Source organism: Deferrisoma palaeochoriense, from assembly GCF_054656955.1.
The window spans coordinates 1-12,075 of the sequence record NZ_BAAHXI010000048.1 but is presented as its reverse complement, the minus strand read 5'-3'; the positions used below and the strand labels follow the sequence as shown (position 1 = coordinate 12,075).

The 12,075-nt window shown below is 69.2% G+C and carries 8 protein-coding genes; 5 read left to right on the top strand and 3 right to left on the bottom strand.

Annotation, left to right across the window (positions count from 1 at the left end; translation table 11 throughout):
• Positions 1-26: 26 nt before the first annotated feature.
• The 3 genes from ACYQ8L_RS13005 (at position 27) to ACYQ8L_RS12995 (ending at position 2,994) form a co-directional block, all read left to right on the top strand.
• A complete protein-coding gene (locus ACYQ8L_RS13005) occupies positions 27-347 on the top strand; it encodes a YbaB/EbfC family nucleoid-associated protein (protein WP_459942237.1) in 321 nt (106 codons plus the stop codon).
• Positions 348-356: 9 nt separating this feature from the next.
• The gene (gene cobO / locus ACYQ8L_RS13000; RefSeq protein WP_459942236.1) at positions 357-884 is read left to right on the top strand and encodes a cob(I)yrinic acid a,c-diamide adenosyltransferase; all 528 of its coding nucleotides are present in this window, start codon (positions 357-359) and stop codon (positions 882-884) included.
• Between the two features lie 379 nt (positions 885-1,263).
• A complete protein-coding gene (locus ACYQ8L_RS12995) occupies positions 1,264-2,994 on the top strand; it encodes an adenosylcobalamin-dependent ribonucleoside-diphosphate reductase (protein ID WP_459942235.1) in 1,731 nt (576 codons plus the stop codon).
• Positions 2,995-3,220: 226 nt separating this feature from the next.
• On the opposite strand, the gene ACYQ8L_RS12990 is transcribed toward ACYQ8L_RS12995, so the two are convergent.
• The 3 genes from ACYQ8L_RS12990 to ACYQ8L_RS12980 form a co-directional block, all read right to left on the bottom strand.
• Positions 3,221-4,186, bottom strand: coding sequence for a Wzz/FepE/Etk N-terminal domain-containing protein (locus ACYQ8L_RS12990; RefSeq protein ID WP_459942234.1), 966 nt, complete (start codon positions 4,184-4,186; stop codon positions 3,221-3,223).
• A 10-nt stretch (positions 4,187-4,196) separates the two neighbouring features.
• Positions 4,197-7,865 carry an SLBB domain-containing protein gene (locus ACYQ8L_RS12985; protein WP_459942233.1) on the bottom strand — a complete coding sequence of 1,223 codons (3,669 nt, stop codon included), beginning with the start codon at positions 7,863-7,865 and terminating at the stop codon, positions 4,197-4,199.
• A gap of 141 nt (positions 7,866-8,006) precedes the next feature.
• Positions 8,007-9,575, bottom strand: coding sequence for a capsule assembly Wzi family protein (locus ACYQ8L_RS12980; protein WP_459942232.1), 1,569 nt, complete (start codon positions 9,573-9,575; stop codon positions 8,007-8,009).
• Positions 9,576-9,777: 202 nt separating this feature from the next.
• Between ACYQ8L_RS12980 and tyrA the strand changes: the two genes are divergently transcribed.
• Positions 9,778-10,926, top strand: coding sequence for a bifunctional chorismate mutase/prephenate dehydrogenase (gene tyrA, locus ACYQ8L_RS12975; protein WP_459942231.1), 1,149 nt, complete (start codon positions 9,778-9,780; stop codon positions 10,924-10,926).
• Positions 10,927-10,971: 45 nt separating this feature from the next.
• Positions 10,972-11,613: a lactate utilization protein gene (locus ACYQ8L_RS12970; protein ID WP_459942230.1), complete on the top strand. Its 642-nt coding sequence runs from the start codon at positions 10,972-10,974 to the stop codon at positions 11,611-11,613.
• Positions 11,614-12,075: the final 462 nt, after the last annotated feature.

Genomic DNA, 12,075 nt, shown 5'->3' with positions numbered 1-12,075 from the left:
AACCTTGGTACGGAGAGGAGCCGGATATGGCGAAAGGATTGGGAAATCTGATGCGCCAGGCGCAGGAGATGCAGCGGCGCATGGCGAAGATCCAGGAAGAGTTGGCGGAGAAAACGGTGGAGGCCGCGGCCGGGGGCGGCATGGTTCGGTGCGTGGTGAACGGAAAGCAGGAGATCCTTTCCCTCACCATCGACCCCGAGGTGGTCAATCCCGACGACGTGGAGATGCTCCAGGACCTCGTGGTCGCGGCCGTGAGCGAGGCGATCAAGAAGTCCCAGGAGATGGTGGCCGAGGAGATGGGAAAGGTGGCCGGCGGCCTGGGGCTCAATCTGCCCGGACTCTTTTAGGGGACTCCCATGGCGAGGCGCGGGTTGGTCATCGTGCACACGGGGCCCGGCAAGGGGAAAACCACGGCGGCCCTGGGCCTGGCGCTCCGGGCCGTGGGGCAGGGGCTTCGGGTGGCCATGGTCCAGTTCATCAAGGGCAGCTGGAAGTACGGGGAACTCAAGGCCCCCGAGTTTCTTCCGGGGTTCGAGATCACGCCGATGGGCCGGGGGTTCGTGAACCTCGGGTCCGAGGAGCCCGACCCTCAGGACGTGGCCCTGGCCCGGGAGACCCTGGCGGCCGCGCGGGAAAAGGTCCTTTCGGGCCAGTACGACATGGTGATCCTTGACGAGATCAACTACGCCGTGGACTATGGTCTCGTGCCCGTGGAGGATGTGCTCCGGCTGATCCGGGAGAAGCCGCAGGGGGTTCACCTCGTGCTCACCGGCCGGAACGCGCGGCCGGAGGTGATCGAGGCCGCGGACCTCGTCACCGAGATGCGGGAGATCAAGCATCCCTTCCGCGAGGGGGTGAAGGCCCAGAAGGGGATCGAGTTCTAACCGGTGGGATAAAAGGAAAGGAGAGGGATCTGATGCCGATCTGTGAGCGCAAGAGGGAGATCAAACGGCGCCGGCACCGCCGGATGAAGCGGCTCAAGGCCCGGATCAAGGAGCTCAAGGCCCAGGCCGCAAAGACCAAAAAGAAGAAATAGGTTCGAGAGCGCGCGGGCGTTCCCCTGACGGGGGCGCCCGCGGTCGGTTTGTGGCCTTCCCCGTTGGTGCCGGGCCGGGCAGACGGGCAGGTCGCCGCCTCGGGCGGCGGGTCGGGGCCGGGGCTCCGGATGCCCGAGGGACTCCGGGGCAGGGGCGACCGAAGACGGAACAACGGTGACGGGTGACCGGTGACGGGTGACGGGTGACCGGAGACCGAGTTGGAACCATGTCATATCCCGCGTTGACGCCCCAGGCGGTGGAACTTCTGGAGCTCCGGTACCTGCGCCGGGCACCCGACGGGCGCTTGGCCGAGGACCCTGAGCGGTTCTTTTGGCGGGTCGCCCGGGCCATCGCCCGGGCCGAGCGCAGGTGGGGGGGGGACCCGGCGCCCTGGGCGGAACGGTTCCACGACCTTCTTCGCTCGCTCCGGTTCCTGCCCAACTCACCCGCCCTCATGAACGCCGGTACCCGGCTAGGGCAGTTGGCGGCCTGTTTCGTGCTGCCCCTCGAGGACTCCATCGCGTCGATCTACGCCTCCCTCGGGCACATGGCCCGGATTCACAAGAGCGGGGGTGGTACGGGGTTTTCGTTCTCCCGGATCAGGCCGGCGGGCGACCGGGTGGGTTCCACCGGCGGGGTGGCGTCGGGCCCGCTCTCGTTTCTGGAACTCTTCGACACCTCGACCCGGGTCATCCGGCAGGGGGGGCGCCGGCGGGGCGCCAACATGGCGGTGCTCCACGCAAGCCACCCCGATATCCTCGCGTTTTGCCGGGCCAAGGTGGACGGCGGGTTCGAGAACTTCAACCTGAGCGTGGGGGCGACCGACGCCTTCCTGGCCGCGGTCGATGCCGGGGGCGACTGGCCGTTGGTGAACCCGCGCGACGGGGCCGTGTGGCGCAAGGTGTCGGCACGGGAGGTGTTCGGGGCCATGGTCGAAGGGGCCTGGAGGGTGGGGGATCCCGGCGCCGTATTCCTCGACGCCGTGAACCGCGCGAACCCGGTGCCCGCCCTGGGGCCGATGGAGGCCACGAACCCCTGCGGGGAGCAACCGCTCCTGCCCTACGAGTCGTGCACGTTGGGGTCGTTGAACCTCATGGCCTTTGTGAGGGGAAACGGGATCGACTGGGAGACCCTGGCCGGGGCCGCCCGTCTGGCGGTGCGGTTCCTGGACAACTGCGTGGAGCTCTCCCGGCCGCCCGTGGCCGCGATCCGCCGGGCCCAGCTGCGAACCCGGAAGATAGGGCTCGGCGTCATGGGATTTGCGGACCTTTTGGTCCGGCTGGGAATCCCGTACGCGTCCGAGGCGGCCCGGAACCTCGGCCGAGAGATCATGGCCGCGGTCGAACGGGCCGGGATCGAGGCTTCGGCCCAGCTCGGCCGGGAGCGGGGGAGTTTCGTGGCGTTTCCGGGGAGCCGGTGGGAGCGAGAGGGATTCGCGGCCCTGCGAAACGCCACGGTGACCACCGTGGCGCCCACGGGCTCGATCTCGATCCTGGCCGGGGTGTCGGGGTCGATCGAGCCCCTGTTCAGCCTGGCCTACGCCCGGCGGATCGAAGGCCGGGCCGTGGACTTCGGGGTCCACCCGGCCCTGGAGCCGGCCCTGCGGGCCCGGGGGATCGATCCGGGGCCGGTGCTCGACCGGGTGCGGGAGGAGGGGTCGCTGGCAACGGTGGAGGGGATCCCCCGGGACCTCAAGGCCCTGTTCGCCACCGCGCTCGACATCCCACCGGAGGACCACCTGCGCATCCAGGCCGCCTTCCAGGCCCACACCCACAACGCGGTCTCGAAGACGATCAACCTGCCCCCCGAGGCGGGCCCCGAGGTGGTGGCCCGGGTGTTCCGGGAGGCCCACGCCCTGGGGCTCAAGGGCGTGACCCTGTACCGCCACGGGTCGAAGCCCGAGCAACCGCTCCTTCTGGGAGATCGGTGTAACCGCTGCGAGGGGGGGGCGGCTTGACGGCTAGGCGGCTGGGCGGCTATGCCGCTGGGCGGCTGGAAAGCCAAAAACCCCGGGGGCGGAGTTCCTGGCGACCGGGGATGTCGTACCGTTGCCGCCGGGGTCTGGGCGGCCCGCCATCCGCTTCGCCGGAGGGAAACCGGCCGCCAGCGCCCCAAGGCACGTGTCCTGGCGGCAAGTGCATCCCAACGGGACATCCCCTCCGCAAACCCAAGACCCCCCCGCGTCAGGCGGACGCCTCCTTCTCCCGGGCCCGGGCCTTGGCGTTTTCGACCCACTCGGCGAAAAACGCCAGGAACACCCCGAAGAAGAGCGACACCGTGAGCCCCAGGGCGCCGATCAGGGCCCGCTTGGGCTTGACCTTCTCATCCGACACGGCCGGGGGGTCGATCGCCTCGTAGGCGAAGTGCTCCACGTTCTGGGCCATCATGGCCTTCTCCACCTGCTCGGACAAAAGGGCTTGGAGTTTCGCCACGATGACCGGGTCGGTGGCCTTCTGGAGCTGCTGCTCGGCGAACCGGCGGTTCGCCTCGATCTTCTTGAGTTCGTCCTCCTGGACCACGAGCGCGAGTTCCTCGAGGAAGTACGTGAGCAGCGTCTTGGCCAGTTCGGGGTCCTTCCACTCGAAGCTTACCCGGAGCACCCCCGCCTTGGTGTCGTTCTTCACCCGATAGACGTCCTCCAGGAGCTTTTCGGCGTCCCAGACGTTGGGCACGTCCTTGGGGTCGTCCACGAGCCACTTCTTGGCCTGGGGGTCCCAGAGGTCGTCGAACAGCACAGGCAGGAGGTCGTGTTTCTTCACGACCCGCTCGATCAGGCGGTGGCTCTTGAGGAGCGCCTCCAGCCGGTTCGCGTCGGCCCCGCCGAGGGAGATGCCGAGGCTCCCGGCGATCTCGGCCCCGAACCCCCCGAAGGCCGCCAGGGCCGAGGACACCCCGCTCTGGGCCTTCTCCTGGGGCGGCGCGATCACGGCCTGGGCCCGGTACATGGGGGTGGCCCAGAGGGCGTAGGCGACGGCCAGGCCCGTGCCCAGCACGGCGACGAGCGCGATCCGCCGCCACCGTCGCCGCAGCACGGCCAGGAGGTCCAGGAGATCGATCTCGTCCTCCTCGGGGGGCAGCCAGTAGGGGAGATACCCCGGAGGCACGGGAACGCCGCCGGCCGGCGGCTCGGGTCGGGTCGGCTCGGTCATGCTCGCCATCCTAGAACAGGGCCACGGCCACCCCGGCCGTCACCGCGATCTGGTAGAGGATCTGGGTCATGTCTTTTAGTTCCTTCATGAAACTCACCCGTACGACCTTCTCCGGCACGAGCACGGTGTCGCCGGGATAGAGCTCGAGCCCCTCGATGTCGCGGCTCCACCAACTGCCGCCGGCGAGGCTGCGGGAGCTCACCACCGTGCCGTCGGCCCGCACCACGTAGATCTCCTTCTCCTCGGCGTCCGGGGTGGGTCCCCCGGTCTTCTCCAGGTAGTGCTCCACCGTGCGGTTGGCCGGCTCCCACAGGAGGCTCGTGGGGTTGTAGACGGCGCCGACCACGTTCACGGTCTGGGGCCGTTTGGGGATCGTGAGCGTGTCGCCGTCTTCCAGGGCGATGTCCCATTCGGACCCCTCCAGTTCCTCCAGGGGCAGGAGCCGCACCACCACCCGGCCCGTGGCCCGGGCCGCCTCGAGTTTCTTGAGAAGCTGCTCCTGGGCCGCCAGGTACTGCTTCTGGGCGGCCACGTCCTCGGGGGTGAGGGCGGCTTGCACCTCGGCCGACGAGGCCCGGAGGATCGCCTGCTGGAGCCGGTCGCGGAGTTCGTCGAGCCGGCGTTGCTGCTGCTCTCTGGCGCTCTCCCGGGTGAACACGGCCCCGCGCAGGTAGGCCTCGGGCGTGTAGCCCCCGGCCCGGCGCAGGACGCTCGAGAGGTGCTCGCCCTTCGAGATGTAGTAGGTGCCCGGGAACCGAACCTCGCCCGCCACATCGACCTTCCAGGTCTCCCGCCACTCCGGGATGCGCTTCACGAACACCTTGTCGTAGGGCCGAAGCGGCAGGTTGTGCTTGGGGTCGCCGGCCATGGCCCGCTCCAGGGAGAACCGGATCGTACGGGTCACGGCCTCGTCCGAGCCTTCGGGCACCTCGGTGCGCACAATCTCGGCCTCGTCCGGGTAGGCCTCGTCTTTTAGCCCCCCCGCCGCGAGGATGAGATCCCTCACCCGGAGGTTCTCGGCGTAGGGGTACTCCCCGGGCCGGGTCACCATGCCTCCCACCACCACCGGCCGAAGCGGCTGGAAGTCGTAGGCGGAATGGATCACCACGTGGTCCAGGTCCTGAAGTTCCAGGTTGTGGGCCGGGTCCCCCTGGAGCGCCCGACCCAGGTCGAAGGTGCGAGCCGTGATCTCCTTAGTGGCGGGGTCGGTCCGGTACAGGTGGGCCACGGGCAGGTACGCGCTTTTGGTGAGCCCGCCGGCCTTGAACACGAGATCCCGGACGGTCATCCCCCGGGTGAGGGGTACCGGGATCGAGCCGAGGTCTGCCTCTTCCGTCTTTCGGTCATTCGCCTCCGGTTGTTTTCGCCCCCGGTCGCTATCGGTGACGGTCGGCAGTCTCCCAAATTCTGTCTGGCTGGAGTCGCCTTCGCTATCTTGTTCACTCTCAAGCCACTCGCGGAAGCGATCCCACGCCGTCTTTCCCGTCAAGTTCTCCGGTTTCTTTGCTTTTTGAATCTCGCCCTCTACGAACACCACGGGTTCGGGACCCAGGTCCCACACCGCATGGACCACGAGCTCGTCCTCATCCTGGAGTTCCAGGTTGTGGGCCGGGTCCCCCTCGAGGGCGGCTTCGAGGTCCACGTAGAGGGTCTGGCGCTCCCGCCCCGGGAGGTACCGGAGGAGTTCGGCACGGGAGAGCAGCGCGTCGGCGGCGAGTCCGCCGGCCAGCCGGACCAGGTCCGCGACGCGGGCCCCGGGCTCGATCCGGTACCGGCCGGGCTTTCGAACCTGCCCCGAAGCGATGGCCCGGCGGGGGGGCCGGAACGCGTCCTGGCTGAAGAGGAACACCTCGTCGCCGGGCCGGAGCAGAGGGTCCTCCTCGGTCCCGACGGCCTTCAGCGCCCGGCCCGGCCGGAAGGTGACCACCTCTTTTACACGGTCCGGCCCGGTGTCCCGGAGGATCACCCCGTACTCCAGGTCCACCCGGGGTTTGAGCCGATCGGCGGAACCGAGGAGCCCGGAGATCCGAAGACCCTCTTTCCAGGCATAGGTGCCCGGCCGATACACGTGGCCGTAAAGGGCGACCTTGTTTTCGGGCTCGGGGGGCACCGGAAAGGCCGTGATGCGATCGCCGTCCTTGAGCGGAAAATCAGGGGCCTGAGGGCCCCAGGTAACGTCCCGGACCACCCGCCGTTCATGGCCTTCGGTTCGCTCCACCTGGATCCGGCCTCCAAAAGCATCGGCGCGTAGCCCTCCCGCGAACTCCAGGGCGGCTCGAAGGCCCTCGCCGGGGAGGAGTTCGTAAACGGCCGGCCGCTTCACGAGGCCGGTGACCTCTACCAGAACCGCCGCCCGCGGCACCACCACCACATCGCCGTTCTCCAGGGGGCGGTCGCCCGGGGCGTATCCGTCCCGGAGGAAGGAGTAAAGGTCCAGGGTGGCGATCACCTTGCCCCCACGCCGCAGCCGCACCGACCGCAACGACCCCAGGTCCGTGGGGCCTCCCGCCGCCATGACCGCGTGCACCGTTTGGGAGAGGGGCGAGAGGGTGACCGCGCCGGGAGCCTCCACCTCCCCCACCACGAACACCTGGATGGACCGGGTCCCCGCCAGGGTCACGGCGGCGTTCACCCCGGTGATGGACTCGGCCCGGGTACGCAGCACATCGCGCGCCTCCCGGTAGGTGAGGCCGGCCACGGATACGGGGCCCACCTTTGGGAACTGGACCCGTCCCTCGGGATCCACCACGAGATCGTACTCGGCCTCGAGTCGGCCCCAGAGGGTCACGTGGAACCGGTCCCCCGGGCCGACCCGGTAGTCGTCGGGGGGGGGGAGGAGGGCCGGGGGGGCAAAGGCATCGGGCCCGGCGGCGAAAAGTTTTTTGCCGTAGAGTTCCAACTTGGCCTGGGCCGGCTGGAGGGACTCGGCCTCTTTGCGGAGCCGTTGGTACACGTCCAGCACGGGGGCGGGTCCTTCCTCCTCGAGTTCCGCCTCCACCGCCTCATGGTCTTCGTCGGTCAGGCCCAGTTGGGCCCGCCGCTCTTCCAACATCGTTCGCTCCGTCGCCGTGATCACGCCGTCCGAGCGAAATGCCTCCAAGATCGAGCGATACACGTCGAGCCGGTGGAGCCGTTCCAGGGCGTACTCCAGGAGCTTCTCCGCCTCCTCCTGGGAGTCGCCGAGGTCCATCCATTTTCGTAGAAGCCAGGCCCGGGCCTTTTCGTCGAGGTCGCCTGCTTTGCGAAGCGCTTTGACCTCGGCCAGGGCGGCCCGGATCCGCTCGGCTCTCTCCTTTGCCACCTCGTCCAGGATTTTCTCAGCTTCTGTTCGGGTCAGGCCGAGTGCCAGCGCCTGGGTAAGCAGTTCTTCGCGCTTTTCGGGGTCCGGCATCTCCGTCAGGAGGGCTTCCTTCACGATGGCTCGGAACTCCTCTTCCGGATTCGCCTTCTGGGCCGGTGCCGTCCCCTTCGGCTCCTTCTCAGGTGCGGGCGCGGAAACTACGCCCGCGTCCCCCTGCATCTGCTGGAGCAGGCGGTTCACATCGACCCCTGGGGGAAGTCCCGGGATCTTCGGGGCCCCGGACGTGGGTGCGGGCAGCGACGGGCCCGCCGCTCGGGCCAGGCCCAGCGGGGCGGCGGCAAGTGCCAGGGCGAACAGGGCGCGGGCGAATCGGTTCATGGAGAAAACCCTCTTTCGTGATTTCGGGCTACGGGGCCCGCGGGGTGGGGTACCCCCCCGCGACGGATCCGCGGTCCGGTGGGGGCGGTCACCGGGCCAGCATCCGTTCCCCCGGATCCCCCGAAGGAGAGGAAAAGCCCCTCAAAACCACCGGGTCGTTGCGGAGAGCCCCAGGAAGAGTTCGGTGCGGTCGCTTCGCTCTGGAGTGTCGAGGGCGTTCGCCACCCGGGCCCACATGGCGTTGGCCCGGACCTCCAGGGGAACATCCAACAGGTGGACCCGCCGGGCCTCAAGCCCGAAGCCCCACTCGGCCCGGCGCTCCTCCGTTCCGGTGCTCCGGGCCCGTTCCTCGAGATCGAGGCTCACCTGGGCCCGCCAAGCGGGTCCGAAGTGGCGGGAGAGTTCGAAGAACCAATTTTGGGCGTCACCCCCCATGTGATGGCCCAGGGGGTGGCCTCTGTAGGTGTATCCTTGGGGGTATTGATTGTTTCGGTACCACGGGACGTCGGTCTCGGCCCACTCGAACCGAAACTCCGTGACCGCGGTGGTGAGGTACAGGCCACCCAGTTTGGCGACCCGGTTCAGCTTGAACGGCTCCCAACCGCCGGTATTTTCCCCCTGCCATTTGGAGATGATATCGGTAGAGCCGTACTCGAAGTAGGCCTTCCCGCCCTTCAACGGCCCCCAGCCGTTCAGGAACGGAAGGCGCACCGTGAGGTCGAACGAGACGTACTGGTCGTTGTCGTAGCGGTGGCTCTCGCCGGGGTCCACGTTCTCGTTGGTCGCGGTGAAGAGTTCCCACCAGTCCTTCGGGGTGTCGTAAACCTCGCGGCCCTTTCCGCCGTAGAGGATGGCCCGGTTCGCCCCCAGGTCGAGCCAGGATGTCGGGTGATAGGAGGCCCGCATCCCGAGGAGGCGGGGATCGTGGATGGGGTCCACGCCGCTCCCGTACCGGGTGTCGGCCGGGTCGGGGTCGCCGTCGGAGAGGTACGCGTTGAACACCATGAACCGGAACCCCCCGAGCCAGGAGAGGTCGCCGGGCAGGAACAGGGGTTCCTCGGTGCGGATCCGCCAGTAGTCGTAGGTGGGGGCGTTGGCGTCGAGCAGAAGGCTCCCGTGGTAGCCGGGCCCCAGCCGCTCCGCGTCCCGCCCGACCTTGAGCGACCACTTGCCCCAGACCCCTTTGAGGTACAGCCGCTTCACCCGGAACGAGAAATCCCCGGGTTCCCGGGCGAACTGGAGTTCGTACACGCCGGCCACCCGGTCGCCCCAGAACGCGGCGCCCGAGGCGTTCAAAAACGTGGTCCAGCCGTCCTCGAGGGCATCCCCGGCCGTGCCGTAGAGCGGTCGATCGCGGGTGTCCTCGTTCGCCCAATACGTGCGCACAGTGAGGTCGGGCACGAGGGACTCCCAGTGGAGCCCGCCGTCGGCCCGCGCTTGGGCCCAGCGCTCCAGCCGTTCGCCCAACGGATCCACGAGGCCGCGGGGGGTGAGGGCCCGGTAGGCCTCCAAGTACAGGGCGTCGTCCAGCGGCCCGGCGGCCGGGTCGGCCGGCCGGGCCACCCCGGACGAGGCGGCGAGGTCGGAGACGGCCCGGGCGTTCGGCTCCCAGAGGGGAATATCCACGAGCGCCCCGGCCGGGCCGGCGAGCCAGATCATGATGGCGCAGGCCGTGAACGAGCGGGCGATCGCGCGGTGGGTGAGGTCCATCTCCTGTCCTCCACGGTGCGACGGAATCCGGCCTTATAGCACAGGGCCGCCCCGGAGCGGAACCCGGTTGGAGCCGTCGGGGGCCCCGTGGTATACACGGGCGCCGGGAGGCGCGTTGTCTCTTCCTGTGCCGGGGTGGGGCCGCGCGGGCATCTGGCTGCCCGATGCCAACCCGCGACGATCGACGGAGGGAGAATCCAGGGTGAGCACGCAAGGGACCTCGGAACCGGACGAAAGCCTCGATTCGCTGCGGGCCGAGATCGACCGGATCGACCGCGATCTCGTCGCCCTTTTGGCGGAGCGGCGCCGGGTTGTGGGGCGGGTGGCGGAGCACAAGCGGCGGATGGGGCTCCCCGTGTACCACCCGGCCCGGGAGGAGGATCTGATCTCCCGGCGCCGGGAGCAGGCCCAGGAGGCCGGTCTGGATCCGGATCTCGTGGAGGACGTGTTTCGGGCGATCGTGCGGGCCTCCCGGGAGGCCCAGGCGCGGGGCCTGAGGGCGCCCGGGGTGCGACCCGGGGCCAAGGTGTTGGTGGTGGGGGGCCGGGGCGCGATGGGGGCGCGCCTGGTCGAGTGGTTCTCGGCGGCGGGGTACCGCACCGAGGTCCTGGAGCGGGAGGACTGGACGAGGGTCGGGGGGTTGGCTGGGGGCGCGGACCTCGCTTTCCTGGCTGTGCCGATCGGGGTGACGGCCGAGGCGGCCCGGCGGCTTGCTCCCCACCTTCCGGGGGAGTGTGTGCTCGCGGACCTCGCGAGCCTCAAGCGCGAGCCCGTGGGCGCCATGCTCGAGGCCCACCCGGGACCGGTGTTGGGGCTGCATCCGATGTTCGGGCCCACGACCCGGAGCCTCGACAAGCAGGTGGTTGTGGCCACGCCGGCGCGGGATCCGGACCGTTCCGCCTGGGTGCTCGATCAACTGGCCGCCTGGGGGGCCGTCGTCGTTCGGTCGACCCCGGAGGAGCACGACGAGATCATGGGGGTGGTGCAGGCGCTGCGCCACTTCGCCACGTTCGTGTTCGGGCAGTTCCTGTGCCGCACCGGGGTGGACCTGGGGCGGACGCTGGAGGTCTCGAGCCCCATTTACCGGCTCGAGCTCGGCATGGTGGGGCGGCTGTTTGCCCAGGATCCGGAACTCTACGCCGACATCATGCTCTCCACCCCGGAACGCCGGGCCCTCCTGCGGCGGTTCCTCGAGGCGGCAGCGGAAAACGCCAGATTTCTCGAGGAGGAGGGGGGCCGGGACGCCTTGATCGCGGAGTTCCGGCGCGTAGCCGCGTGGTTTGGGCCCTTTGCCGGGCAGGCGATCCGGGAGAGTTCGTATCTCATTGAGAAGCTCGTGGAGCGTTTCTGACCGAGGCGGTGGGGACATCGCAGGCCCAAGTCCAAGGAGGTCGGGATGAACGAGCACGCGCGGTGGCAGGCCGAACGGAGGGTGGAACTCGCGGCGAGGGCCTTGGAAGAGAACGGGTTTTCGGTGTGGGTGTGCAAGAGCCGGGAGGAGGTGGCCGAGCGCCTCGTGGCGGAGGCGGCCGAGGCCCGGACCGTGGGGTTCGGGGGCTCCGTCACCCTGGTGGAGCTCGGGATCCCGGAGCGAATGGCGGCCCTGGGGAAGGAGTGCCTGGTCCACGGGGCGCCGGGTCTCACCCCGGAGGAACGGGTTGAGATCATGCGCCGCCAGTTGACCTGCGACCTGTTCCTGAGCGGGGCGAACGCGATCACCCTCGACGGATGCATCGTGAACGTCGACGCCACGGGGAACCGGGTGGGGGCGGTCGCTTTCGGGCCGAAAAAGGTCCGCATCGTGGCGGGCGCAAACAAGATCGCGGACTCGGTGGAGGAGGCGCGGGCCCGGATCCGGGAGTGGGCGGCGCCCCCCAACGCCCACCGGCTTTCGTTCAAGACCCCGTGCGCCACCACCGGCCGTTGCGTCAACTGCCGGAGCCCCGACCGGATCTGCCGGATCGTCCAGATCCTCGAGCGCCGGCCCAGGCTCACGGATCTGGGGGTGCTCCTGGTGCCCGAACCGTTGGGGCTCTGACCCCTCCTGCACAAACGGGGAGGCCCCGGTGAGCCGCGAGCGGACCACTCCCCCGGGACAGGCGCCGGACACCCTTCCGATCGCCCACCTGCAAAGGCGCGGCAGCTTCGGGCAAGCGGTGACGCAGAAATCCCGAAGGGTTTCCGCTGCCGAGCCGCCAAGCAGCCCCGCCGCCCAGCCGAAGTTCCACGGAAGCTCCCCAGGGCCCCTTTAGGGCCCCCCTACCCAGGACAGCAAAGCGCGAGGCGGGGCCCCGTGTGGGAGCGGCGCCGGTGCCAGGAGTCAGTGGACAGACGACAGAGGACAGGGGGGTTCTCTGACCTCTGACTCCTGAATTCCGGCCCCTGATACGGCAGCCGCTCCCACAGGTTGGGACAGCCGCTGACGCCGGAATCCCAAAGGATTTAGGCGTCCTAGCATCCCAGCCTCCCAGCGTCCTAGCAGGAAGTTACTTGGAAGCTC

Bases quoted from the DNA above. Each gene is read 5' to 3' on its own strand.
- ACYQ8L_RS12995 (WP_459942235.1), top strand. From the start codon at position 1,264: ATGTCATATCCCGCGTTGACGCCCCAGGCGGTGGAACTTCTGGAGCTC.
- ACYQ8L_RS12985 (WP_459942233.1), bottom strand. From the start codon at position 7,865: ATGAACCGATTCGCCCGCGCCCTGTTCGCCCTGGCACTTGCCGCCGCC.
- ACYQ8L_RS12990 (WP_459942234.1), bottom strand. From the start codon at position 4,186: ATGACCGAGCCGACCCGACCCGAGCCGCCGGCCGGCGGCGTTCCCGTG.
- ACYQ8L_RS12980 (WP_459942232.1), bottom strand. From the start codon at position 9,575: ATGGACCTCACCCACCGCGCGATCGCCCGCTCGTTCACGGCCTGCGCC.
- ACYQ8L_RS13005 (WP_459942237.1), top strand. From the start codon at position 27: ATGGCGAAAGGATTGGGAAATCTGATGCGCCAGGCGCAGGAGATGCAG.
- ACYQ8L_RS12970 (WP_459942230.1), top strand. From the start codon at position 10,972: ATGAACGAGCACGCGCGGTGGCAGGCCGAACGGAGGGTGGAACTCGCG.
- cobO (WP_459942236.1), top strand. From the start codon at position 357: ATGGCGAGGCGCGGGTTGGTCATCGTGCACACGGGGCCCGGCAAGGGG.